This is a genomic window from Deinococcus carri (genome assembly GCF_039545055.1).
GTDB lineage: Bacteria > Deinococcota > Deinococci > Deinococcales > Deinococcaceae > Deinococcus > Deinococcus carri.
Genome location: NZ_BAABRP010000006.1, coordinates 122,501 through 144,030, shown reverse-complemented (window position 1 = coordinate 144,030; position 21,530 = coordinate 122,501). Strand labels below are relative to the sequence as shown.

Here is a 21,530-nt window from a genome sequence, read left to right as displayed (position 1 = left end):
AATACCGGGGAGGTCGTGGGGCGCGGACCCCTCCCCTCCCCAGCGCCGCAGAACCGACCGCCTCACATTTCAAAAGAGTAAAGCGCTTTATATTTTAATCCTGAGAGGGTGTTCGACTTCTCCCCGCCGCGCCCCGCGGCAGAAACGAGGCACTATGCGTTCCAAGATTCTCCTGACCGCCCTGGCCCTCGGCCTGACCGCCCAGCAGGCCAGCGCGCAGACCACCCCACCGACCCTGATGAAGGGCGTACTCAAAATCGCCATGGAGGGCACCTACCCGCCCTTTACCTTCAAGGACGCGCAGGGGAACCTCACCGGCTTCGACGTGGACGTCGCCAGGGCGGTCGCCGCCAAGCTGGGCCTGCGCCCGGAGTTCGTGCTGACCGAGTGGAGCGGCATCCTGGGCGGCCTCCAGGCCAACAAGTACGACGTGATCGTCAACCAGGTGGGCATCACGCCCGAGCGGCAGAAGACCATCGGCCTGAGTCAGCCCTACGCCTACAGCCGCCCGCAGATCATCGTGCGGAAAAGTGGCACCTTCAGCCCGAAAACGCTCGCGGACCTGAAGGGCAAGCGCGTGGGCGTGGGCCTGGGCAGCAACTTCGAGAAGCAGCTCCGGAATGCGGGCGGCATCAACGTGGTCACGTACCCCGGCGCGCCCGAGTACCTGGCCGACCTGGCGGCGGGCCGCCTCGACGCCGCGTACAACGACCGGCTGCTGGTGGGCTACCTGATCACCAAGAACAACCTCCCGATTCGCGGGGCCGGCGTGATCGGGCAGCCCGAGCCGGTGGGCGTGGCCTACAAGAAGACGAACACGGCGCTGGGCAGCGCCATCAACCGCGCCCTGGCCCAGATCAAGGCCGACGGCACCTACGCGAAAATCAGCCGCCAGTGGTTCGGGCAGGACGTCAGCAAGCCCTGATTCTGACCGGAACGGGCGCGGGGGAAGCAGGAGGATAAAGGTCTCCTGCTTCCCCCGCCCGGGTTGACCCACGCCCCTCCTGAGAGAATGGCCCCCATGACCGCCGAGCAGCTTCAACTGATCTTCCAGAGTGCCTGGGCGGCCCTGCCCACCCTGCTCGCCGCCGCACCCGTCACGCTGGGCTACGCGCTGGCGGCCATGCTGCTGGGGCTGCCGCTGGCCCTGCTGGTCGCCCTGGCGCGGCTCTCGGGCGTCCCGTTCCTGCGCTGGATCAGCGGCGTGTACGTGTCCTTTATTCGCGGCACGCCGCTGCTGGTGCAGATTTTCGTGGTGTATTACGGGCTGCCGTCGTTCGGCCTCACCCTCAGCCCGCTGGTGGGAGGCGTGCTGGCGCTGACGCTCAATGCCGCCGCCTACCTTTCCGAGACGATGCGCGCCGCGATTCTCAGCGTGCCGCGCGGCCAGTGGGAAGCGGCCCTGAGCCTGGGCCTAACCCGGCGGCAGACGCTGCGGCTGGTGGTGCTGCCCCAGGCCGCGCGGGTGGCCCTGCCCAGCCTGGGCAACACCCTGATCGGGCTGGTCAAGGACACGTCGCTCGTCTCGGTGATCACGGTGGTCGAGCTGCTGCGCAGCGCCCAGCTCGTGATCGCGCGGACCTTCGAGCCGTTCGGCCCCTACCTGGCCGCCGCCCTGATCTACTGGGTCATCAGCAGCGCGCTGGCCTGGGTGCAGCGCCGCCTGGAGGCGCGGCTGGCGCGGCAGGGGTAGGCCGCCGGTGCCGGACAGAACAAATCAGAACAAATGCAGCAAGGGTGCTGAAAACTGGCACCCTTGCTGCATTCCGGGCGCAGGCTCAGCGGCGGCGGCCACCCCGGCTCCGGGCGCGCTGGGGACCGACCCGGCCTTCGCCCACCCCGGCGGCCTGTGGGGCCTGACGCGGCGTGCGGCCCGACTCGGACCCGCCGCGCCCCCGCTCCGTGCTGCGCGCCTGGGTGCCCTGCCCCGCGGCACGCCCCCCCTGGCCCTGCCCGCCGCTGCGGCCCTGACCCTGGCCGGGGCCGCCCGTGCCGTTGCCGGAGCCGCGGCCCTGCTTTTCCTGAATCGCGCGGTCGATCTGGGCCTCGTCGCGGCTGAGGGGCGGGTGCAGCACGGCGGGCAGGGCGCGGCGCACCGTCTGCCACAGGCCGCGCTGCTCGGGAATCAGCAACACCAGGTTGACGCCGGGGCGGCCCGCGCGGGCGGTGCGGCCCGAACGGTGGACGTGGTCCTCGGCGGTGGAGGCCACGTCCATGTGGATCACCAGGCGCACCTCGGGCAGGTCGATGCCGCGCCCGGCGATGTCGGTGGCGACCAGCACCCGCGACTTGCCCTCGCGCAGCAGGGCCATGGTGCGCTCGCGCTTCTTCTGGTCCATGTTGCCCTGCAGCGGGCTGACGATCTCGCCGGGCAGCATTGCCTCCAGCCGCTCGGCGCGGCGCTTGACCAGCGACTTGGTGCGGCAGAAGATCACCACGCAGCCGCCGGGCTGGCGCAGCGCCTCCCGCGTCTGCTCGGCGGCCACGTCCAGCAGGTCCTCGCGGGTGGTGTTGATCAGCAGGTGCGTGGCTCCAGTCGCCCCGCCCAGCACGTCCTCACTGTCCTGAGCGGCCTCGGCGCTGCGGGCCGGGGCGATGTCGATGCGCTCGGGGTGGTGCATGAACCGCTCGGCCACGCCGCGAATCGCCGCCGGGAAGGTGGCCGAGGCCATGGCGATCTGAAGCGGGCGGCTTCCCGCCGCGAGCTGCGCGGCGCGCAGAATGTCGCCCACGTCCTTCAGGAAGCCCAGCGAGAGCAGCTCGTCGGCCTCGTCCAGAACGACGTATTTCAGGCCCGCCAGGCCCAGTTCGCCGCGCGTGATCAGGTCCTTGAGGCGGCCCGGCGTGCCCGCGATGACGCCCTTGCCGCTGGCCTCGCTGCGGGTCTGGGCAGGCGTGATGCCGCCCGTGATGCGCCCGGCGGTCATGCCGAGTTCGCGGGCCACGTCGCGGATCTGCACCGCGAGTTCGCGGGTCGGCGTGATCACCAGCACCTCCGGGCGGATGCCGCGCACGGCGGCCATCCCGATCCCGCGTGCGGCGGCGGGAATCAGAAAGGCCAGCGTCTTGCCGCTGCCGGTCCGCGCGGTGGTGATCACGTCGCGCCCGGCGAGCAGGGCCGGGATGGCCCCCACCTGCACGGGCGTCGGCGTGCGCCCCCCCAGCAGATGTTCCCAGGCGGGCACGCCTGCCCAGTCAGGCCCCCGCTGCGCCGGGCGGCCCGGCTGGGCAGGCGCGGGCGTCTCCGGGGCCGGGGCCGCCGTCGGCTCTCCCCGCGTTCCGCCCTGGCTGGTCCGGCCTCCACGGCGTCGGGTGCTGGCGGTCTGGGCGTTGGAGGTCAGCTCGTTCTCGGGCTGGGAGCTGGCCTTCTCGGCAGGGCGGGGCTGAGGGTTGTCTTGGCTCTGGGTCATGGAGTTCCTGTCTGGAGCGCCCGGTGGGGCGGGTCCTGGAAAGATGGCTCGGGGAAGCGGCCCCGGGTGCGGCCAGGGAGGGGCTGTCCGGGAGTGGCACGCCCCGCTGAGCACAGCCGGGCGACGGGAAAAGAACCAGGTTCAGGAGCCGGAGGCCGGGCCGGCCGGGGCAGGCACGCCCCGCTCCTGAGGGCTGTCACGCCCCGCACTCTAGCCGAAGGCGGCCCGGCAGGCCGTAACCCAGGCTGCCCTGCCGCCCGGAGGCGCGCCGGAAAACGAAAAAACCCCGGCGAGGCCGAGGTTCTGTTGGTGGGCGGTATAGGATTTGAACCTACGACCCTTCGCGTGTGAAGCGAATGCTCTACCACTGAGCTAACCGCCCCCAGGTCCTGCGTGACTGCTGTGGTGGGCCCTGCCGGATTTGAACCGGCAACCAATCGGTTATGAGCCGACTGCTCTGACCGTTGAGCTAAGAGCCCGGGCCGATGAGCGAGGGGAAGTGTACCAGCGCGGGCGGGGGTTGTCAAACCCCACAGCCGGGCCAGCCGGGGTAGAGTGCGGGGCATGCGGGTCCTCCATGTGGCGTCGGAAGTGTTTCCCTTCTCGCGGTCGGGGGGCCTGGGCGACGTGCTGGCCGCGCTGCCCGTGACGCAGGCCCGGCTGGGGGCCGAGGTGACGGTGGTGTCTCCCTGGTACGCAGCCCTCTCGGGCACCCCCGAGGAGGTCTGGCGCGGCGAGGTGCCCGGCGTGGGCCTGGTCTGGGCAGGCGAGGTGCGGGAAGGTGGCGTGCGCTTCCTGTTCGTGGGCCTGCCCGAGTTCGAGCGGCCGGGCCTGTACCACCCCGACGACGTGGAGCGCTTCTGCGCCTTCGGGCGGGCGGTGCTGCCGGTCTTGCAGGCGCTGGACCTGCGGCCCGACGTGCTGCACGGCCACGACTGGCAGGCGGGGCTGGTGGTGGCCCACGCGCATCTGGCGGGCTGGCGCACGGCCTTTACTATCCACAACCTCCAGTACCAGGGCCGCTGGAATCTGGCCGAGGCGCGCGGCTGGACCGGCCTTCCCGACTGGGCCTTTTCCCCCGAGGGGGTGGAGTTCCACGGCGACCTGAACCTGATGAAGGCCGGGCTGGTGTTCGCGGGGCAGGTCACGACGGTCAGCCCCACCTACGCCCGCGAGATCACCACCCCGCGCTACGGCGAGGGGCTGGAGGGCCTGCTGGTGCGCCTGACGCTGGAAGGCCGCCTGAGCGGGATTCTCAATGGGCTGGACCAGGACCGCTGGGACCCCCGCACCGACCCCGATGTCCTCCCCTACGCCGACGCCGCGGGCAAGGCCGCGAACGGGGCCGCCCTGCGCGCCGAGTTCGGGCTGGACGGGGCACCGCTGCTGGGCGTGGTGAGCCGCCTGGCGGACCAGAAGGGGATGGACCTGCTGATCGAGGCGCTGCCGGAACTCGTGGACCACTGGAACGTGGTCGTGCTGGGCGGCGGCGACCCCCTGCTGACGGCGGCCCTGACCGGGTGGGCGTATCACCCGCGCGTGGCCTTCGTGTCCGGGCTGAACGAAGGGCTGGCGCACCGGGTCTACGCGGGGGCCGACGCCTTTGCCATGCCCAGCCGCTTCGAGCCGTGCGGCCTCTCGCAGATGATCGCCATGCGCTACGGCACCCTGCCGGTGGTGCGCGAGACGGGCGGCCTGGTGGACACCGTGCCCCACGACGTGGGGTTCCAGTTCGCGGAGGCCACGGCGGGCGCGCTGGCCGCCGCCTGCCGCGAGGCGCGGACCACCTTCGGGGACACGGTCGAGTGGCGGGCCAGGCTGGAACGCGGCATGACCCTGGATTTCAGTTGGGACGGTCCCGCCCGGCAATACCTCGACCTGTACGGGAAGCTGTGACGCTCAGCCCAGAAAGGCCAGCAGCGCCGCGTTGAAGGCGTCCGGCGCGTCGAGGTTGGCGAGGTGCATCGCGCCGGGGATGATCTGCCGCTCGCCATGCCCCAGGTCCGCGATTTCCTGCGCGCGCTCGGGGGGTGTGAGGTCGTCCTGCTCGCCCACCAGGGCCAGCAGCGGCAGCCGCAGCGTTCCCAGGGTTTCCCGGTGGTCGGCCCGCGCGGCCATCGCGCGCAGTGCCCCGGCGATACCCTGCGGCGTGGCGGCCTCGATCATCGGGCGTATGCGGGCGAAGGTGTCCGGACGGTGTTCCTCACGCGCCGCCTCGATGATGAAGCCCTGGCCCTCCTCCAGCACGCGGCCCGCCTGGCTGTAGCGTTTTTCCTGTTCCTCGGGGCTGTCGGCGCGGGCGGAGGTGTCGGCCAGGACCACGCGGGCAAACCGCTGTGGGGCCTGCGCGAGCAGTTCCAGCGCGAGGTAGCCCCCCATGCTGAGGCCCACCAGCGAGACGGGTTCGGGCGGCAGCAGCCCCAGCAGGTCGCGGGCGGCGTCGGCCAGCGAGGTCATGGCCCCCTCCTCCCCGCCGAAGCCCGGCAGGTTGGGGGCCAGCACGGTCAGGCCCGCCGCCTCCAGCGCGGCCTTCTGCTCAGCCCACATCGCGGCGGAGAGGGGGTAGGCGTGGAGGAGCAGCACGGTGCGGGGGCGCGGTTCGGTCATGGGGACAGGGTGGCTGTGGGCTATGAGCTTTGAGCTATGAACCTGCACCCGAGAAGCTTTAGCTTTGGCGACAGCCATCTTTTTCATAGCCCACGGCTCACCGCCCTTCCGCGCTACCATCGGGGGCGTGAATCTCGCGGTCGTCCTCGTCTCTCCCAAAACGCCCGGCAACATCGGGGCAGCGGCCCGCGCGATGCTGAACATGGGGGCCTCGGACCTGCGGATCGTCGCGCCGCGCTGCGACTACCTGGACTCGCAGGCGGTGGCGATGGCCGTCCATGCGGCTGACCTGCTGCGCGGCGCGCGCATCTATCCCACCCTGCGCGATGCCCTGGCCGACCGCGACGTGAGCGTGGGCACCTCCGCCCGCCTGCGCGCCGACCTGCCCGCGCCCCGCCACCCGGCGCAGGTGCGCCCGCTGGTGCGTGCGGCCTCGGCTCCCGCGCTGGTCTTCGGGCCGGAGGAGACGGGGCTGATCAACTCCGACCTGGAGCAGTGCCAGGTGACGGTGCGCGTGCCCACCGCCGAGTACGCCAGCCTCAACCTCGCCCAGGCGGTGCTGCTGGTGTGCTACGAGTTCCTCCAGGCGCAGGACGAACCCCCGGCCTACGACCGCAAAACCGCCACCCGCGAGGAGATGGAGGCGATGTACGGCCACCTGCACGAGACGATGGAGCTGATCGGCTACACCGACGCCGTGCGCGCCCGCCACACGCTGCGGCTGTGGCGCGCGATGCTCGACCGGGCGCTGATGAGCAGCGCCGAGAGCCGCCTCTTCCGGGGTTTTCTGCGGCAGGTGCGCTGGAAGGTGGAGGACGCCGCGAAAAAGGGAACCGTGGCGGGGCAGGGCGGGGACGCGGCGGAGACAGCAGACTGAAGGTCAGTTCTGCCGCCGCGCCCGCCGTCCCAGCCACCACGACGCCAGCCCCAGCAACAGCGCGAGGCCCACGGGAACGAGCAGAACGAACCGGTTGTCAGCCCAGTTGAAGAGGGTCCGGTCCAGCAGCCAGAACACCCCGCCGAAGCCCAGCAGGATCAGGGCCACATACCGCAGCGCGCGGCTCCAGAGCCGGGAGGGGGTTTCCATGCCCCATCCTAGGGCAGCGCACCCCAGCCGTTGCCGCGTATCTTGGGCGGCCACTCCACTTCGCGCCGCCCTCTCCTTCAGCCGTAGTGGTAGCGGCCTTGCAGAAAGTCAATCCGCGTATCCCGGACGAGATAGACCAGGCGATGTTCTTCCGTCAGGCGGCGAGACCAGATGTTCGGGCCGAGGTATTTGAGCGGTTCGGGCTTGCCCATCCCACCGAAGGGACCACGCAGGATGAGTTCCACCAGCCGCAGGAGGCGCAGGGCGGTCTTGCGGTCCGTCTGCACCCAGAAGGTCAGGTCCTTGATGAACTCGCGCTGGAAGACGGCTGCCCGGTCATTCGGCATCCAGCCCTGCTCTCCGGGCCAGTTCTGCCGGGGTGAGGCTCTCCCCCTCGCCCTCCAGCGCGCGCCCGAGGGCAGACAGGAGGCGGCGGGCATTGGCGGGCGAGCGCAGCAGATGGGCGGTTTCCTGAAGGCTCCGGAGTTCGTCGGCGGCAATCAGGGCGACGCTGGCCTGCCCCCGGCGTTCGATGATCACCGTCTCGCGGTCATTCACGGCGCGGTCCATCAGGGAGGCGAGTTCCGCACGGGCCTGGGTATAGCTCCGCTCAATCATGGCTTTATTGTACACATTCCCTGTACAGAAGGGGGTTTCAAACCCTTTCCACGGTTCCCCCGCGCCGTGTCCCTACACTGTTCCCCATGACCTCCTCGCCCGCCGCCCTGCCCTCGCCGCCGCCGCCCGCGCCGCAGGGGGTACCGCTGTCGGACCGGGTGCGGCTGGTGCGGAATCTGCTGCCGCCCCTGATCGTGCTGGTGGTGGCGGTGGTGGAATTCGCCATCGCGCAGCTTCGCACGCCCGCGGCGGAGGTCTGGGCGCACCTGCTGTTCTATGGGCTGGTCGGCCCGGCGGTGACGTTCTTCACGGTGGAATGGATCGCGGAGGGCACCCGCGCCCGCGAGCGCGCCGAGCAGGAACTGCGCGTGACCTATGCGCGGCTGAGCGCCTCGCACGGACGGCTCCAGGCCGTGCAGGAGCTGATGCGCGACCTGACCGACGCCCCCGACATGGGCGCGGTGGTGGAAGTCGCGGCGCGCGGCGCGGTGCGCGCAACTGGGGCCACCCACGCGACCCTGACCGTGCCGGGCGGCCTGAGCGGGTCCTCCAGCGGGGGAACCGGGGGCGAGGCGGGCGCGGAACGCTACCCGCTGCGGGTCGCCATTCCGGGGGGTGGGGCGCTCGCACTGCATTTCGACACGCCGCCCACGCCGGAAACGCAGGCCCTCGCGCAGGCCCTAGCGGCCGAGGTGGCGACCGGGGTGGAGGCCGCGCGGCAGCGGACCCTCGACCTGATGACGCTCTACAGCGTGGACCAGTCCATCCGCGCCGAGCGCAACATGCGCCGCCTGCTGGCCCGCGTAACGCGCAACATGGCCGAGCGGGTGCAGGCGGGGGCGCGCGCCGCGTACCTCAGCGATCAGGACGGCACGCTGCGGCTGGAATACGCCCAGCACGGGGGAGGCGAGAGCAGCAGCAGCGGTACGCTGGCCCCGGCCTTTGTGGGGAGGGTGGCGCAGGCGGGCACGCCGCTGATCGCCAGCCCGCAGGAGGCGGCGGAGATGTTTCCCGAGGCCCGCAGCGCCCTGGGCTTCCCCATGCGCGACGAGGAGGGCCTGCTGGGCGTGCTGGTGCTGGGCGACGCCCGCGAGAACGCCTTCGACGACGGCCGCCTGCCGCTGCTGGCCCTGCTGGCCGGACAAGCCACCCTGGCCGTGCGCAACGCCCGCGCCTACCTGTACTCCGAAGAACTCGCCATCAGCGACGAGCGCGCCCGCATCGCGCGCGAGATTCACGACGGCGTGGCGCAGTCGCTGGCCTTTTGCGCCCTGAAGCTCGACCTGGTGGCCCGCCAGCTCCACAGCGACCCCGACAAGGCCGAGGCCGAGGTCCGGGCCGCGACGGGGCTGCTGCGCGAGCAGATCAAGGAGGTCCGGCGCTCTATCTTTGCGCTGCGGCCCATCGACCTCGAACGCTACGGCCTGCTCGAAACGGTGCGCCGCTACGTGGAGGACTTCGGCCAGCAGAACAGCGTCCGCACCGTGCTGAACGTGTCCGGTGACATTCACCTCGCGCCGGGCGACGAGGCAGTGGTGTTCCGCATCCTGCAAGAAAGCCTGAACAACGTCGCCAAGCACGCCCGCGCCCGCGAGGTCACGGTGACCCTCCACGGCGGCCAGCAGGTCACGCTGCGCGTGCAGGACGACGGCGCGGGCTTCGACCTGGGGCAGGTTTCCGGCCGCGTCAGCAGCGCCGGGGGCCTGGGCCTGATGCAGATGCGCGAGCGCGTGGAAAGCCGCGGCGGCCAGTACCGCGTCCTGAGCAGCCCCGGCCACGGCACGCTGGTGGAGGCAGAGATGCCGCAGGCGTAAGGGAGCGACCAGCCGCCAGCTTCCAGCGACCAGCACAGCTCAAGCTGGCGGCTGGCGGCTGACCGCTGAGAGCTAATTCAACATCCTCTCCCCCGGCACCTCCAGCACGAACGGCGGAATTGGCACCTGTGCCTGCTTGCCCCAGGCGTCCTGCATCACGTAGTGGCCGCTCATCCGTCCGGGTGTGTCCTGCACGGTCACGAAGGAGTCGTAGACATAGGCTCCGCCGGGTGGGATGACAGGCTGCTCGCCCACTACGCCCTCGCCGTCCACGACCGTCTCGCGGCCCCCGGCGTCGAGGATGTCCCAGTGGCGGCTCAGCAGTTGCCACGTCTCGCCGCTGTGGTTCTCGATGCGGATGACGTAGGCAAACAGGCGGCGTTCGGGGCCAGAGTGGGTGGGGAGGTAGGACACGTCCACACGGACGCGCACATCCGGGGTGTCCGGCGGGGCGGGATAGGCGGAATGGCTCATGCTGGCAGCATAGCTGGGGGGCGTAGACTCGCCCTCGTGAGCCAACAACCCGATCAGAGCATCAACCAGGAGTTCCTTTTCGACCTGCTGAGCCAGGCCGCCCCCAGCGGCAGCGAGCGACGTGCCGCCGACGTGTGGAAGCAGGAGGCGGCCTCCTTTGCCCGTGTCAGCGAGGACCACTACGGCAACGTGTACGCCGAACTGGGGCCGGAAGGCGCGCCCGCAGTCGCCCTGATGGGCCACCTGGACGAGATCGGCCTGATTGTCAGCCACATCGGGGAAGAGGGGTTCCTGAGCGTGCTGGGCGTCGGCGGCTGGGACCCACAGGTGCTGGTCGGCCAGCGCATCCGCCTGCTGGCCCCCGGCGGCGACATCGTGGGCGTCATCGGCAAAAAGGCCATCCACGTGATGGAAGCCGAGGAGCGCAAGAACGCCAGCAAGCTGGAGGACCTCTGGATCGACGTGGGCCTGAGCAAGGAGGACGCGCAGGCCCGCATCCCGGTCGGGACCTACGGCGTGATCGAGCAGGGTCCGATCATGGTGGGCGACAAGATCGTCAGCCGCGCGCTGGACAACCGGGTGGGGGCCTTTATCGTGCTGGAGGCGCTGCGGGCGTTGCAAGGCACGGAGCTGAAGCACCGCATCGTCGCCGTGGGCACCAGCCAGGAGGAGATCGGCGTCTTCGGGGCACAGATCAGTGGCTACAAGCTCGACCCGGTGGCGGGCGTGGCCGTGGACGTGACGCATGAAACCAAACAGCCCGGCGTCAATGAAAAGAAGTACGGCGTGGTGCCCTTCGGCTCGGGGGCGAACCTCTCGGTCGGCCCGATGACCAGCCCGGTGATCCTGCGCCAGATGACGGCCGCCGCGCAGGCCAGCGGCATCCCCTACACCCTCAGCGCCAGCGGCCGCTACACCGGCACCGACGCCGACGCCCTCAGCCTGGTGCGGGCGGGCGTACCCAGCGCCGTCGTCAGCATTCCCAACCGCTACATGCACTCCCCCAGCGAGATGGTGGACTCCCGCGACGTGAAGGCCTGCATCGACATCATCGCCGCGTGGGTGAAGGAACTGGAGGCAGAGCCGGACTTCACGCGCTGAGGGTTGAACCTGGCCGCCGCCCATTACCCTGAAGCATGACCGGGGTGAACTGGGCGGCGGTCGCCGCATCCGACTACGTGGTGCCGAAAGGGCTGAACCCACCGGACGCACTCCATGAACTGCTGGGGATGCTCGCCTCGCCTGACCCGGCAGTGCGGGACGCCCAGGCTTACAGCACGCTGGCGCTATGGACGCGGGCGGGGCATTTTGACGGGGTGCTGCGGGAGCTGGGGGACCGGGCCGGGTCTGGTCTCGGAAACGATCAGGTCCTGGTACGCTCGTTTAGCGCCCTGGTTCTGGGCGAGGTCGTGAGGAGAGATGCACAACAGCGGGTCGTCGGTCCTGCTGTCCGGCATCTGTGGATGGAACACTGGCAGTTTTACTACCCCTCTGAGCAGGATGTGCGCTCCTACGACCCTGACCTCGGCTGGATTCACGCGGTCGCGCACGGTGCAGATACGGCGCGTGAATTCGCCCTCCACCCCATCACAACTCCGGCCGAGCTGAACGTCATTCTGAGGACAGTCACTGAGCGCCTGAGTTCGCTGCCCATGCCCCTCTACCAGACCGAGGAGGACCGGATCGCGCTCGCCCTGCTCGCCGTCCTCTCACGCACCGAGGTGCCACCGGAAGGCATACGGGCGTGGCTGAGCGAGTACCGGAGCCTCTGGACTCCTCTCACGTTCCCGCTCTCGCCGGGTGTGGCCCTGGGCATCCGCACGCTCCACAGCCTGCATACGCTCCTGCACCTCGGCGCGACATTGGACGGCGCGATCCTGCGGCCGGCCTATCCCGCCGAAACCCTAAAGGCTATCCAGGACACGCTGCGCGATGTCACTCCGTACCTCGGTCAGACTGCCTGACTCTCCCCCACCCCCGGTCGCGCATCCAGCACGCTGTCCGGCACACCCGCCAGCGCCTCCCGCACCACGTCCAGCCCCGCGCCGGGCAGGTGGCCGCGCTCGCTCAGCGTGCGTTTCCAGTGGCGCGCGCCGGGCTGGCCCGTGAAAAGGCCCAGGGTGTGTTTCATCATGCGGTTCAGCGGCTGGCCCTGTTCGAGCTGCGCGGCGACGTAGGGCAGAAAGGCCTCGACGGCCTCGCGGCGGGTAGACGGGGTCGCCTTTTCCCCGAACACGTCGCGGTCGGCGGCCGCCAGGATGAAGGGGTCCCCATAGGCCGCCCGGCCGATCATCACGCCGGCGGCCCAGGCCAGATGCTCCCGCGCGGCCTCCAGGGTGGGCACGCCGCCGTTCAGCACGACCGTCAGGTGCGGGAAGTCGGCCTTCAGTTGCCGCACCACCTCGTAGCGCAGGGGCGGAATCTCCCGGTTCTCCCTGGGCGAGAGGCCCGAGAGCCACGCCTTGCGCGCGTGGACGATGAACGTGCCGCACCCCGCCTCCGCCACCGTCCCCACGAAGCGGGTGAGGTGGTCGTAGCTGTCGAGGTCGTCGATGCCGATGCGGTGCTTCACCGTCACGGGCAGGGTGGTCGCGCCACGCATCGCCTCCACCGCGCGGGCGACCACGTCCGGCGTACCCATCAGACAGGCCCCGAACGCGCCACTCTGCACGCGGTCGCTGGGGCAGCCGCAGTTGAGGTTCACCTCGTCGTAGCCCCAGTCCTGGGCGATGCGGGCGCATTCGGCCAGCGCCGCCGGGTCGCTGCCGCCCAGTTGCAGGGCGACGGGGTGCTCAGCCGACCCGAAGCCCAGATGCCGCTCACGGTCGCCGTGCAGGATGGCCCCGGTCGTGACCATCTCGGTGTAGAGCAGCGTGCGCCGGGTCAGCGTGCGGTGAAACGCGCGGCAGTGCCGGTCGGTCCAGTCCATCATGGGCGCGACCGAGAGTGTGTGGGGCGGGGGGGCAGAGGCCGTCATCAGCCCGTCAGTGTACGGGAAGGGGACGGGGGAAAAGGGAAGGCAGGACGCGGTGCGCGGGAGGCAGAGGAGGAGTCTCTCCCGCGCACTGCGTCCCGCCTCCTGCAGCCCTCCCCCTACTTTCCGGCCTGGCCGTCCCCTGCCGGCTCCTGCACCACCCGCGCCTCCTCGCCTGCGCGGACGGTCTGCCGGGGCGGCACTTGCAGGCCGCCGCCCACCCTGGCCCCGGCCTCGACGGTGGCGTCGGCACCGACCACGGCGGGCGTGCGGCCTTCGTCCTCGCCGCCGACCTCGGCCCCCTCTCCCACGGTCGCGCCGTTGTCCACGATGGCGCGTGTGACCCTTGCCCCCGCCTTCACGACCGCGCCCGGCTGCACGATGCTGCCGCGCACCACGGCTCCCGCCTCCACGCGCGCATTCGGGCCGATCACGCTGCGGCTGACCTCGCCCGCGACCACCGCGCCGCCGCAGACCAGGGCCGCGTCAAGGCGGGCCGTGTGCTCGATCCGCGCGGGCGGGCGCGAGATGCTGCTGGTGATAAAGGGCCAGTCCTCGCTGTCCAGCGGAAAGCCCCGGCCGTCCAGAAAGTCCTGATGTGCCCCCAGGTAGGCGTCCAGCGTGCCCACGTCCTGCCAGTACCCGTCTAGCAGGTAGGCGTGGGCGTCGCCCCGCGCCACCAGGGCGGGCAACAACTCCTCGCCGTAGTCGCCCAACTCGCCCTGCCCTTCCAGCTCGGCCAGGGTGGGGAGCAGCACCCCGGCGTCGTAGGCGAAGATCTCGGCGGTCACGGTGCGGCCCAGGGGCTGCTCCGGCTTGTAGGCAAACTCGCGCACCCGGCCTTCCTCGTCGGCGCGCACGTTGCCGAAGCGGGTCGCCTGCGCCTCCTCCACCTCGGTCGTGACCATCGTGACGCTGGCCCCCCGCCGCACATGGGTGCGAATCAGGTCGGCATAGTCGAAGCGGTAGATGTGGTCGGCGCTCAAGACCAGCACCACGTCCGCGCCGAACTCGCGGATCAGGTCCGCGTGCTGCGCGAGGGCGTGGGCGTTGCCCTGCGCGAACTCGCCCTCCTCGTTTTCAGGACTGGAGAAGGGCGGCATGACCACCAACCCGCCGCGCGTGCGGTCGAGGTCCCAGGGCCGCCCGCCCGAGAGGTGATCGTTCAGGCCGTGGGGCAGGTACTGCTCGACCACCCACACGTCCTGAAGGCCGCTGTTCACGAGGTTGGACAGCGTGAAGTCGATCAGGCGGTAGGTCCCCAGAAACGGCACGGCAGGCTTGGCGCGCGTCAGGGTCAGCGGCGTGAGGCGGCTGCCCTTGCCGCCCGCCAGCACGATAGCCAGGACCTTCTTTCCAGCGATACGAGGTGCCACGCCTGCGAGTGTGGCGGCCCGGGGGACAGGCCGCGTGAGCACAGGCTGGGGGCCGCTTCATGAGTGGCGCGGCGGGCAGGCTACAGTCGGGACGTGACCCCTGTGCCTCTGATTGCGGACGAGCTGCGCGCGCTGGCCCTCGCGGGCCTCGCCCACGTGCGGGACGCCTACGACCTGGAACGGTATCGCCGGGTGCTGCATCTGAGCGCCGAACTGGCCGCGGGGGACGGACCGGCCTCCACCCCGGAAATCAAACGCGCCTACCTGCACAACCTCGCCCACGTGTCGCCGCTGCTGGGCGTGGAAGCCGTCGTGACCGGGCCGCGGGGCGTGCTGCTGATGCGCCGCGCCGACAGCGCCCTGTGGGCCGTTCCCGGTGGGCTGGCGGAGGTCGGGGAAACGCTGGCCGGGGCCGCCGAACGCGAACTGTTCGAGGAGGTGGGGTTGAGGGGCCAGGCCACCCGGCTGCTGGGTCTGCTCGACTCGCGGCTCTCGGGTAGTCGGCACGGGCTGCATATCGTCACGGCCCTCTTTCAGGTGGAGGCGGCGGGCGAGGCCCGGCCCACCCTGGAGGCGCGGGAGGTCGGCTGGCACGCCTGGAACGCCCTGCCGGAGCTGCATCCCGGCCACGCGGCCACGCTGCGGGTCGCGCGGGCGGCGCTGGACTCCGGCCTCCCCCACTTCGACCCGGAACCCCCGCGGCCACTCCACCCACAGGCGCACCGGGCTGGAGGGGCCAGCCCACGGCAGACGCTGGGCGTCCGGCTGGTGCGGCTGCTGGTCCGGGCAGGAGGCTGGGCCTTGCTGCGCGGGGAACGTCCCGCGGCCCCTCAGCCCCGCCCCTGAGGCTCCATCCCCATCTCCGCCCGGCTCAGGTTCAGCACCATCACGTCCTGCGGTCCCGCGCTGCCGCCCAGATAGAGACTCCCCTCCACCCGGAATCCGGCCTTCTCATAGGCCCGGCGGGCGGCGGAATTGCGCTGGTTCACACTCAGGGCCAGCAGGCGCACCCCTGGGCGGTGTTCGCGCAGCCAGGCCGACAGCGCAGACATGGCGCGTGTCCCCAGACCCTGCCCCTGCCGCTCCCGGTCTATGAAAAAGGCGCGCAGGCCCACGCTGGGCTGCCCGAAGTCGCGCCCCGCCACCGCGCCCGGCGTGAAGTCCAGCCGGAAGTAGCCCACCCCCTCCTCGCCCAGCCTCACCAGCATCGGGAGGCTGTGGGGGTCGGCCCCCGCGTCCTCCAGCAGGCCGGGCATCTCGCCGGAAAAGCGGACCTGCTCGGGGTGCACGCGCAGCGCCAGGGCGGCCGGGCGGGCATCCGGCGTCACGGGCTGCACGGTCAGGGGCGGCACAGAGGGGGGCATGCGGGCAGCCTATCCCGCCACAACCTCAAGGCGTAATCATTTTGGTGGATGCACCGCTCACCCCACCCCGCTACGCTGGAGGCATGAACGTGACACGTCACTTCAGCGACACCCGAACCGGAGAGGGCCGCGTCCGGTTTCTCATCCATGCCGGGCGCGTGCGGCTGGTGGCGGAGGGGCCGGGCTGGCAGCACGACAGCACCCACGCCACCCTGGAAGACGCCGCGACCTTTCTGGCGGTGGTGCCGGGCCTGCCCCAGATGCTCTATGAGCAGGCGCTGGACGACCTGGAACGGCAGACGCAGTGGGGCGGGGCGGCGTGAGGGGCCATGAGCTTTGAACCTGCCTCTACAGGTTTGCGCTTCTGGTGTCAGCCTTCTTTTTCATAGCCCATAGCTCAGTGCTTCTGAGCTTTCCCAGTCTCAGTCTGCCGCCCCCACCGCGCGCTCGGCTTCCGGGTTCGTTTCGGCGCGGTCCAGATAGGCGGCCACGTCGGGCCACTCGATGATCTGAAAGCGGCTGTTGCGGATGGCGGGGGTAAATCCGGCGTCCACGGCGATACGAATTAGTTCGCGCACCGTGGCCCGGTGCCGCCCGTGGCCGCCCGCCGCGCTGACCACGTTCTCCTCCATCATGGTGGAGCCGAGGTCGTTGGCCCCGTAGTACAGCGACGCCTGCGCGACCTTGAACCCCTGCCCCGGCCACGACGCCTGGAGGTTGGGCAGGTTGTCGAGCGCGATGCGGGCGATGGCGAGTTGCTGGAGGTACTCGTGGGCGCTCGCGCCGGGAGCCTTGCCATGTAGGCGGGTGTGTTCGGTCTGGAGGGTCCACAGGGCGAAGCCCGAAAAGCCGTTGCCGCCGTAGAGGGCGTTCGCCCGATCCTGCTGCTCGCGCAGCCGCAGCAGGTGGCGGGTGCGCTGCGCGTAGCTCTCGCCGAAGCCGATCACCATCGTGCTGATGGTGTAGAGGCCCCTCCGCTGCGCCGCGTCGATGATGCGGAACCAGTCCTCGCTGCGGATGCGGGCGGGGGCGGCCTTTTTGCGCACCTCGTCTTCCAGGATTTCGCCGCCCGCGCCGGGGAGGCCGTCCAGACCCGCCGCGATCAGGGTGTCCAGCAGTTCGTCCAGGCTCAGGCCGAAGGCCCTTTCCATGAACAGCACCTCCTCGGGCGAGAAGGCGTCAATCTTGATGCCGGGGTGGTGCGCCTTGATATGCCGCAATAGCCCGGTGTAGTACTCCAGCGGCAGTTCCGGATTCACGCCGCCCTGCAGCAGGATGCGGGTGCCGCCCACCGCCTCCAGCTCGGTGATCTTGGCACTGATCTGGTCATAATCCAGCGTGTAGCCGTCCGGCTGCCGCCGCGTGCGGTAAAAGGCGCAGAAGTTGCAGCCCACGTTGCAGATGTTGGTGTAGTTGATGTTGCGGTCGATCAGGAACGTCACCACGTCCGGGTCGGTGCGCCTGAGCCGCAGGTCGTGGGCCACCGCCGCCACCTCCGGCAACGGCAGGTGGTACAGCGCCTCGATCTCGGAGGCGTTCAGGCGCTCGCCACTCGCGGCCTTTTCAAGAAGCTGGGCACCCGCCACGTGCATAGGCGCAGTCATGGGTGCAGGCTAGCACCGCCGGGAAGCGGGAATTGTCCCGGACGCAGCAAGCAGGGCGGCGGTGGGGGCAGGCCGTTGATACGGCTTCCGGTTGAGCAGTGCTGCTCCCCCGGCGAAACCCGACGGGAAGGAGAAGGAAAAATACGGCTTCCAGAATGGAGTGAACCTTCGGCGCTTTCCCGTAGGAGAGTAGGAGAACGGCGGGGGCCGGAAACCGTATCAGCTCTCCTCCAGCACGAACGCGAGTTCCGGGTAGCTCTCCAGGATCAGGGCGGTAAAGGCCTGGACGACCGCCGGGTCGAAGTGGGTGCCGCTCTCGGCGCGGATATGGGCCAGGGCACGCTCGGGGGTCCAGGCGGGGCGGTAGGGGCGGTCGTTGGTGAGGGCGTCCCACACGTCCACGACGGCAAAGAGGCGGGCAGAGAGGGGAATGGCCTCACCGGCGAGGCCGTGGGGATAGCCGCTGCCGTCCCACTTCTCGTGGTGGGCGGCGGGGATGTCGAGGGCCGGGCGCAGGAACCCGATGGGCGACAGCAGCTCGCGCGCGAGGTCGGGGTGGCGGCGCATCACCTGCCACTCCTCCGGGTCGAGGGGGCCGGGCTTGTGCAGGATCGCGTCGGGAATGCCCATCTTGCCGATGTCGTGCAGGAGGGCACCCCGGCGCACCTGCGCGAGGTTCTCGGCGTCCATGCCGAACGCCTGGGCCAGCCGCATCGTCAGGTCGGTGACGCGGCGGGTGTGGCCCTCGGTTTCCCGGTCGCGCAGGTCCAGCGCCCGCGACCAGCCCTCCAGCGTCTCGTCGTAGGCGCGTGCCAGGTGGGCGCTCTGGCGTTGCAGGTCCTGATAGAGCCGGGCGCTCTCGCTAGCGATGGCGGCCTGGTCGGCCAGGACCCGCAGGAACACCTGGGTCTGCGGGTCGGGTTCCTCGCCGTGCCAGGTGTACTCGATCACGCCCAGAATCTGCCCCTTGGCGCTGAGGGGCAGCGCCTGGTAGCCCCGCGCGCCCACCCGGCGCGGCCACGCCTCCGGCCCCAGCAGCGAGGAGGCGGCCACGTCGGGCACCCGCAGCGGATGTCCTTCCCGCGCCACCACCGCCGGGGGTCCCTCGCCGCCGAGGGCCGTGGGGCCGGGCCACAGCTCGCCCAGGCCCCGCGCGGCGACGTACTCCAGCCTCGGCTCCAGCCTGGGGGCCTCCGGCCTGGACAGCTCCGGACTGTGCAGGCAGATGGTCACGGCGTCCACGCCCGGCTGCGCGGCGGCCACCTCCGCCACCCGGCGCAGCACCTGCCCCAGGTCGGGGGCGCTGCTGATCACCGTGTCGAGGTCGTGCAGGGCCTCCAGCCGCGCGAGGCGCTGACGGGTGTCCCCGAAGAGGCGGGCGGTTTGCAGCGCGGTGCCGAAGTGGTGCACCAGGGTGGACAGCACATGCAGCCGCTGCGGGGTGTAGAGGCCGGGTGCCCGGCTGAGCAGCAGCAGCAGCCGGGGGTGCTCGTGGGCTTCGCGGCCCAGCCGCGGCACGGGAATCACGGCGGCCCCCTGGATGCCGCGGGCGCGCGCGGCGTCCCACCACGCCCGGTTGCCTGCCGATTGCAGGACCACCGGGCCGCCGGACAGGGCCGCCAGCGCGGGGTGGGGGCCGGGCCAGTCGGGGCCGAGTTCGGCCAGGGGCTGGGGGCGCGGTGACAGGGGCATCAGGCGGCCCTCCGGCGTGCCGGCGACCACCCAGGCACAGGCCGAGTCGAAGTGCTCGATGGCGGCGTCGGCCAGCGCGTCGGCCAGGGCCGTCTCGTCAAGAAGCTGGGCAAAGCGCTGCGCGGTGAGGTTCAGCACCGTCAGGTCCCGCACCCGGTCGGTATTCTCGGCCCGCAGCTCGGCATTCAAAAAGGCCAGCGCCGCCTGCTCCGCGATGCTCGCCAGCAGGGACCGCTCCTCGGGCGTGAAGGGCGCATCGTCCAGCAGCCCGACATTCAGGCTCGCCAGGAACTGCCCGCCGTGGGACATGCGAATCATCAGCGCCTCCCGGTAGCCCAGGTGAGCCAGTTCCTCCGGGTGGTCGTCACAGGTAAAGACCCGCACCTGGGTGCTGAGGTCAGGTTGCCCCGGCAGCGGCTGGGTGGCCGCGCGGTTCGCCTCGTACCGTGCCAGCGGTATGCCGTCTTCCAGCGGGACCGGGTGAGGATGCTCCTCCAGGCCCGCCGCAGCCGCGCGGTACAGCACCTGCCGCCTGGGGTCGCGGCGGGCCACGCTCACGCAGCCCCGCCCCAGCGCCGCACGGGTGCCCTGCGCGACCACCTCGGCCAGGCCCGTCAGGTCCAGCGGGCGGTTGAGCTGCGCGGCCAGGTCGGCCAGCACGCCGGCGCGGTGGGCCTCGTGGCGGGCCTGCTCGTAGAGCTGGCTGTTGTGCAGCGCGGCCCGCACGTACCCCATGAACAGCCGGACCGTCTCGGCCTGCTCGGCGGTGAAGGTGCCCGGCACCGCACTCGTCAGAGCCAGGAGGCCCAGCAGCTGCCCCTCCAGCAGGATGGGGTGCAGCAGCAGGCTGCGGATCCACTCCCACCCCGGATGGTCCACCCATGCCGGGGACGTGCGCACGTCCTCCAGCACGCAGGGGGTGCCGCGCAGGATCGTGGGGGCCAGCGAAGGATAGGCGCTCAGCGCCGTCTGCACCGGCATCTGCCCCGCCGCAGCCGGGGCGTCCGGTCCCAGGCGGCGCAGCAGGACATGCAGCGTATCGCTGTCAGGGCCAAGCAACATCACGCTGGCCGCGTCAAAGGGCACGATGCGCCCCACGCTGCCGACCAGCCGCGCCAGCACCTCGTCGCGGTCGAGGGTGGCCGTCACCGTCGCGGCGGCGTCCAGCAGGGCGGCTTGCAGGCGGCGGGCCTCGCGGTCCTGGTTCTCGGCCTGGATCTGCCCCGTGACGTCCTGGGTGGTGCCGTACAGCAGCGCGGGCTGACCGTCCGGCCCCAGCTCGCGGCGGCCCCGCGTCTCGACCACCCGCTCCTCGCCGTTCGCGTGCCGGATGCGGTGGCGCAGGCACAGGCGGCCCTCCGGCCAGTCGCCCGACAGCGCCGCCCGCACCCGGTCCCGGTCCTCCGGGTGGACGGAGTGGAGCCAGGTTTCTATCCTGGCGGTGCCCACCGGAAGGCCCAGCAGGTGAAAGATGCCGTCGGTCCAGAGCAGCGTGCGGCGGCGCAGGTCATAGCGCCAGGACCCCAGCCGCGCCAGCGCCTGCGCCTCGGCCAGCAGCTCCTCGCGCTCGGCCAACGTCTCGTGCAGCCGGACGGGTTCGCCCAGGTCGCGCAGCATCCCGTGTGCCACCCGTGCGCCGCCCACCCGCAGCGGCGGCTGCATGCTGAGCAGCACCGGCCGCACCGGCCCGGCCCCACCGCGCAGTTCGCCCAGCCGCTCCAGCGGTCCTGCCGGCTCCGGCTCCTCCAGGTAGGCGCGCAACGCCGCCGCGCTCAGCGGGTCGAGGCGGGCCAGCAGCGTCGCCAGTGTGACGGGGACCTGTGTGGCGGGGGCCTGTGCGGTGGGGGTCTGCCCCAGCCAGTCGTGCAGGACCGGGCAGCCCTGGAACGCGGGCAGCTCCGGTGCGCCCTGGGTCCAGGTGAAGGTGGCCGTGTCGCTCACGCCCCCCGGCCGGGCACCGGAGAGCGGCAGCCCGAGGGGGACGGGCGCGGCGGTCGTCGCCGGGCCGCCGGGTTCACCCTGCTCCGGCACGGCCAGCCGCAGGGTGGCCCGGAGCCAGGAGGCGTGGCCGGTGGGGACGCGGCTGACCACCTGACACTCGGCGCTGACCCGGATCACCCCGGGGAGGGTGCAGCCGGCGGGAGGCCGCAGGTGAAAGGCGATCTGCCGGGTCGCCTCGCCCTCCAGCCGCTGAAGGCACGTCAGCTCGCGCTCCAGCACCCGACGGTCCTCCGGCTCGACCAGCCGCAACCAGACGGACAGCGGCACCGGCTGCTCAGCGAAGCTGTTCGCGCACGGCCAGGCCCCCGGCAGCAGATGCAGGCTGCCCGCCACCAGGTCGAGCAGGACGACCAGTGTCGGCAGGGAGACGGGCGCAGGCGTTCGCATCAGCAGTTCACCCCGAGTCTGCCAGCCCGGCTCTTACAATTCCCCACTCCTCTCCGGGTCACATTTCTGCGGCTTCAGGCACCAGCAGCAGCACGGTGCCGGCCCGGACCGGCAGGGCCTCC

At 71.2% G+C, this 21,530-nt stretch carries 21 protein-coding genes and 2 tRNA genes (1 of these 23 cut by a window edge); 9 read left to right on the top strand and 14 right to left on the bottom strand.

The window, feature by feature from the left end; translation table 11 throughout:
* Positions 1-154 precede the first annotated feature (154 nt).
* Positions 155-925: a transporter substrate-binding domain-containing protein gene (locus ABEA67_RS10070; protein ID WP_345464688.1), complete on the top strand. Its 771-nt coding sequence runs from the start codon at positions 155-157 to the stop codon at positions 923-925.
* Positions 926-1,021: 96 nt separating this feature from the next.
* Positions 1,022-1,693: an amino acid ABC transporter permease gene (locus ABEA67_RS10065; RefSeq protein ID WP_345464686.1), complete on the top strand. Its 672-nt coding sequence runs from the start codon at positions 1,022-1,024 to the stop codon at positions 1,691-1,693.
* A gap of 85 nt (positions 1,694-1,778) precedes the next feature.
* Here the strand turns inward: ABEA67_RS10065 and ABEA67_RS10060 are convergent, their stop codons facing one another.
* The 3 genes from ABEA67_RS10060 to ABEA67_RS10050 all read right to left on the bottom strand — a co-directional run bounded on the left by ABEA67_RS10060 (position 1,779) and on the right by ABEA67_RS10050 (position 3,889).
* Positions 1,779-3,410 carry a DEAD/DEAH box helicase gene (locus tag ABEA67_RS10060; protein ID WP_345464684.1) on the bottom strand — a complete coding sequence of 544 codons (1,632 nt, stop codon included), beginning with the start codon at positions 3,408-3,410 and terminating at the stop codon, positions 1,779-1,781.
* Positions 3,411-3,717: 307 nt separating this feature from the next.
* Positions 3,718-3,792 (bottom strand) — tRNA-Val (locus ABEA67_RS10055).
* 21 nt (positions 3,793-3,813) lie between these two features.
* A tRNA-Ile gene (locus ABEA67_RS10050) sits at positions 3,814-3,889 on the bottom strand.
* A gap of 85 nt (positions 3,890-3,974) precedes the next feature.
* On the opposite strand from ABEA67_RS10050, the gene ABEA67_RS10045 reads away from it, so the two are divergent.
* Positions 3,975-5,306 (top strand): glycogen synthase, encoded by a 1,332-nt coding sequence (locus tag ABEA67_RS10045; protein ID WP_345464681.1) that lies wholly within the window; start codon positions 3,975-3,977, stop codon positions 5,304-5,306.
* 3 nt (positions 5,307-5,309) lie between these two features.
* Here the strand turns inward: ABEA67_RS10045 and ABEA67_RS10040 are convergent, their stop codons facing one another.
* Positions 5,310-6,017, bottom strand: coding sequence for an alpha/beta fold hydrolase (locus ABEA67_RS10040; RefSeq protein ID WP_345464679.1), 708 nt, complete (start codon positions 6,015-6,017; stop codon positions 5,310-5,312).
* Positions 6,018-6,144: 127 nt separating this feature from the next.
* On the opposite strand from ABEA67_RS10040, the gene ABEA67_RS10035 reads away from it, so the two are divergent.
* Positions 6,145-6,894, top strand: coding sequence for an RNA methyltransferase (locus ABEA67_RS10035; RefSeq protein ID WP_345464676.1), 750 nt, complete (start codon positions 6,145-6,147; stop codon positions 6,892-6,894).
* Positions 6,895-6,897: 3 nt separating this feature from the next.
* Here ABEA67_RS10035 and ABEA67_RS10030 read toward each other — a convergent pair whose 3' ends face one another.
* The 3 genes from ABEA67_RS10030 to ABEA67_RS10020 form a co-directional block, all read right to left on the bottom strand.
* Positions 6,898-7,104 (bottom strand): hypothetical protein, encoded by a 207-nt coding sequence (locus tag ABEA67_RS10030; RefSeq protein WP_345464673.1) that lies wholly within the window; start codon positions 7,102-7,104, stop codon positions 6,898-6,900.
* A 77-nt stretch (positions 7,105-7,181) separates the two neighbouring features.
* Positions 7,182-7,451: a Txe/YoeB family addiction module toxin gene (locus ABEA67_RS10025; RefSeq protein ID WP_345464671.1), complete on the bottom strand. Its 270-nt coding sequence runs from the start codon at positions 7,449-7,451 to the stop codon at positions 7,182-7,184.
* Positions 7,441-7,722 (bottom strand): type II toxin-antitoxin system Phd/YefM family antitoxin, encoded by a 282-nt coding sequence (locus ABEA67_RS10020; RefSeq protein WP_345464668.1) that lies wholly within the window; start codon positions 7,720-7,722, stop codon positions 7,441-7,443. The genes ABEA67_RS10025 and ABEA67_RS10020 overlap by 11 nt, the downstream gene beginning before the upstream one ends.
* A gap of 86 nt (positions 7,723-7,808) precedes the next feature.
* Here ABEA67_RS10020 and ABEA67_RS10015 point away from each other — a divergent pair, with 86 nt between their 5' ends.
* Positions 7,809-9,536: a GAF domain-containing sensor histidine kinase gene (locus tag ABEA67_RS10015; protein WP_345464666.1), complete on the top strand. Its 1,728-nt coding sequence runs from the start codon at positions 7,809-7,811 to the stop codon at positions 9,534-9,536.
* Between the two features lie 72 nt (positions 9,537-9,608).
* Here ABEA67_RS10015 and apaG read toward each other — a convergent pair whose 3' ends face one another.
* On the bottom strand, positions 9,609-10,010 hold the full coding sequence (apaG, locus tag ABEA67_RS10010; RefSeq protein WP_345464663.1) for a Co2+/Mg2+ efflux protein ApaG: 402 nt from the start codon (positions 10,008-10,010) through the stop codon (positions 9,609-9,611).
* A 36-nt stretch (positions 10,011-10,046) separates the two neighbouring features.
* On the opposite strand from apaG, the gene ABEA67_RS10005 reads away from it, so the two are divergent.
* A complete protein-coding gene (locus tag ABEA67_RS10005) occupies positions 10,047-11,111 on the top strand; it encodes a M42 family metallopeptidase (protein ID WP_345464660.1) in 1,065 nt (354 codons plus the stop codon).
* Positions 11,112-11,146: 35 nt separating this feature from the next.
* Complete coding sequence (locus ABEA67_RS10000) at positions 11,147-11,974, top strand: DUF2785 domain-containing protein (protein ID WP_345464657.1); 828 nt, start codon at positions 11,147-11,149, stop codon at positions 11,972-11,974.
* Here the strand turns inward: ABEA67_RS10000 and dusA are convergent.
* Both dusA and ABEA67_RS09990 read right to left on the bottom strand, forming a co-directional pair.
* A complete protein-coding gene (gene dusA / locus ABEA67_RS09995) occupies positions 11,962-12,987 on the bottom strand; it encodes a tRNA dihydrouridine(20/20a) synthase DusA (protein WP_345464654.1) in 1,026 nt (341 codons plus the stop codon). The genes ABEA67_RS10000 and dusA overlap by 13 nt on opposite strands.
* A 116-nt stretch (positions 12,988-13,103) precedes the next feature.
* A complete protein-coding gene (locus ABEA67_RS09990) occupies positions 13,104-14,360 on the bottom strand; it encodes a glucose-1-phosphate adenylyltransferase family protein (RefSeq protein WP_345464652.1) in 1,257 nt (418 codons plus the stop codon).
* A gap of 93 nt (positions 14,361-14,453) precedes the next feature.
* Between ABEA67_RS09990 and ABEA67_RS09985 the strand changes: the two genes are divergently transcribed.
* The gene (locus ABEA67_RS09985; RefSeq protein WP_345464650.1) at positions 14,454-15,206 is read left to right on the top strand and encodes an NUDIX hydrolase; all 753 of its coding nucleotides are present in this window, start codon (positions 14,454-14,456) and stop codon (positions 15,204-15,206) included.
* Here ABEA67_RS09985 and ABEA67_RS09980 read toward each other — a convergent pair.
* Positions 15,191-15,724 (bottom strand): GNAT family N-acetyltransferase, encoded by a 534-nt coding sequence (locus ABEA67_RS09980; RefSeq protein WP_345464647.1) that lies wholly within the window; start codon positions 15,722-15,724, stop codon positions 15,191-15,193. The two genes, ABEA67_RS09985 and ABEA67_RS09980, sit on opposite strands and share 16 nt — an antisense overlap.
* An 83-nt stretch (positions 15,725-15,807) precedes the next feature.
* Between ABEA67_RS09980 and ABEA67_RS09975 the strand changes: the two genes are divergently transcribed.
* The gene (locus tag ABEA67_RS09975; protein WP_345464644.1) at positions 15,808-16,047 is read left to right on the top strand and encodes a hypothetical protein; all 240 of its coding nucleotides are present in this window, start codon (positions 15,808-15,810) and stop codon (positions 16,045-16,047) included.
* A gap of 99 nt (positions 16,048-16,146) precedes the next feature.
* Here the strand turns inward: ABEA67_RS09975 and mqnC are convergent, their stop codons facing one another.
* The 3 genes from mqnC to ABEA67_RS09960 all read right to left on the bottom strand — a co-directional run.
* Positions 16,147-17,328, bottom strand: a complete 1,182-nt coding sequence (gene mqnC / locus ABEA67_RS09970) for a cyclic dehypoxanthinyl futalosine synthase (protein WP_345464641.1) — start codon at positions 17,326-17,328, stop codon at positions 16,147-16,149.
* Positions 17,329-17,547: 219 nt separating this feature from the next.
* Positions 17,548-21,408, bottom strand: coding sequence for an HD domain-containing phosphohydrolase (locus tag ABEA67_RS09965; RefSeq protein WP_345464638.1), 3,861 nt, complete (start codon positions 21,406-21,408; stop codon positions 17,548-17,550).
* A gap of 58 nt (positions 21,409-21,466) precedes the next feature.
* Positions 21,467-21,530, bottom strand: partial view of a hypothetical protein gene (locus ABEA67_RS09960; protein ID WP_345464635.1) — the 3' portion only. The gene runs 257 nt beyond the window's last position; 64 of the gene's 321 nt are visible here — the last part of the coding sequence; its start codon lies off the right edge, out of view; the stop codon is at positions 21,467-21,469.

What these genes read in the sequence shown, in the direction of transcription:
- ABEA67_RS10070 (WP_345464688.1), top strand. Translation starts at nt 155, where the DNA reads ATGCGTTCCAAGATTCTCCTGACCGCCCTGGCCCTCGGCCTGACCGCC.
- ABEA67_RS10065 (WP_345464686.1), top strand. Translation starts at nt 1,022, where the DNA reads ATGACCGCCGAGCAGCTTCAACTGATCTTCCAGAGTGCCTGGGCGGCC.
- ABEA67_RS10060 (WP_345464684.1), bottom strand. Translation starts at nt 3,410, where the DNA reads ATGACCCAGAGCCAAGACAACCCTCAGCCCCGCCCTGCCGAGAAGGCC.
- ABEA67_RS10045 (WP_345464681.1), top strand. Translation starts at nt 3,975, where the DNA reads ATGCGGGTCCTCCATGTGGCGTCGGAAGTGTTTCCCTTCTCGCGGTCG.
- ABEA67_RS10040 (WP_345464679.1), bottom strand. Translation starts at nt 6,017, where the DNA reads ATGACCGAACCGCGCCCCCGCACCGTGCTGCTCCTCCACGCCTACCCC.
- ABEA67_RS10030 (WP_345464673.1), bottom strand. Translation starts at nt 7,104, where the DNA reads ATGGAAACCCCCTCCCGGCTCTGGAGCCGCGCGCTGCGGTATGTGGCC.
- ABEA67_RS10025 (WP_345464671.1), bottom strand. Translation starts at nt 7,451, where the DNA reads ATGCCGAATGACCGGGCAGCCGTCTTCCAGCGCGAGTTCATCAAGGAC.
- ABEA67_RS10020 (WP_345464668.1), bottom strand. Translation starts at nt 7,722, where the DNA reads ATGATTGAGCGGAGCTATACCCAGGCCCGTGCGGAACTCGCCTCCCTG.
- ABEA67_RS10015 (WP_345464666.1), top strand. Translation starts at nt 7,809, where the DNA reads ATGACCTCCTCGCCCGCCGCCCTGCCCTCGCCGCCGCCGCCCGCGCCG.
- apaG (WP_345464663.1), bottom strand. Translation starts at nt 10,010, where the DNA reads ATGAGCCATTCCGCCTATCCCGCCCCGCCGGACACCCCGGATGTGCGC.
- ABEA67_RS10000 (WP_345464657.1), top strand. Translation starts at nt 11,147, where the DNA reads ATGACCGGGGTGAACTGGGCGGCGGTCGCCGCATCCGACTACGTGGTG.
- dusA (WP_345464654.1), bottom strand. Translation starts at nt 12,987, where the DNA reads ATGACGGCCTCTGCCCCCCCGCCCCACACACTCTCGGTCGCGCCCATG.
- ABEA67_RS09980 (WP_345464647.1), bottom strand. Translation starts at nt 15,724, where the DNA reads ATGCCCCCCTCTGTGCCGCCCCTGACCGTGCAGCCCGTGACGCCGGAT.
- ABEA67_RS09975 (WP_345464644.1), top strand. Translation starts at nt 15,808, where the DNA reads ATGAACGTGACACGTCACTTCAGCGACACCCGAACCGGAGAGGGCCGC.
- mqnC (WP_345464641.1), bottom strand. Translation starts at nt 17,328, where the DNA reads ATGACTGCGCCTATGCACGTGGCGGGTGCCCAGCTTCTTGAAAAGGCC.
- ABEA67_RS09965 (WP_345464638.1), bottom strand. Translation starts at nt 21,408, where the DNA reads ATGCGAACGCCTGCGCCCGTCTCCCTGCCGACACTGGTCGTCCTGCTC.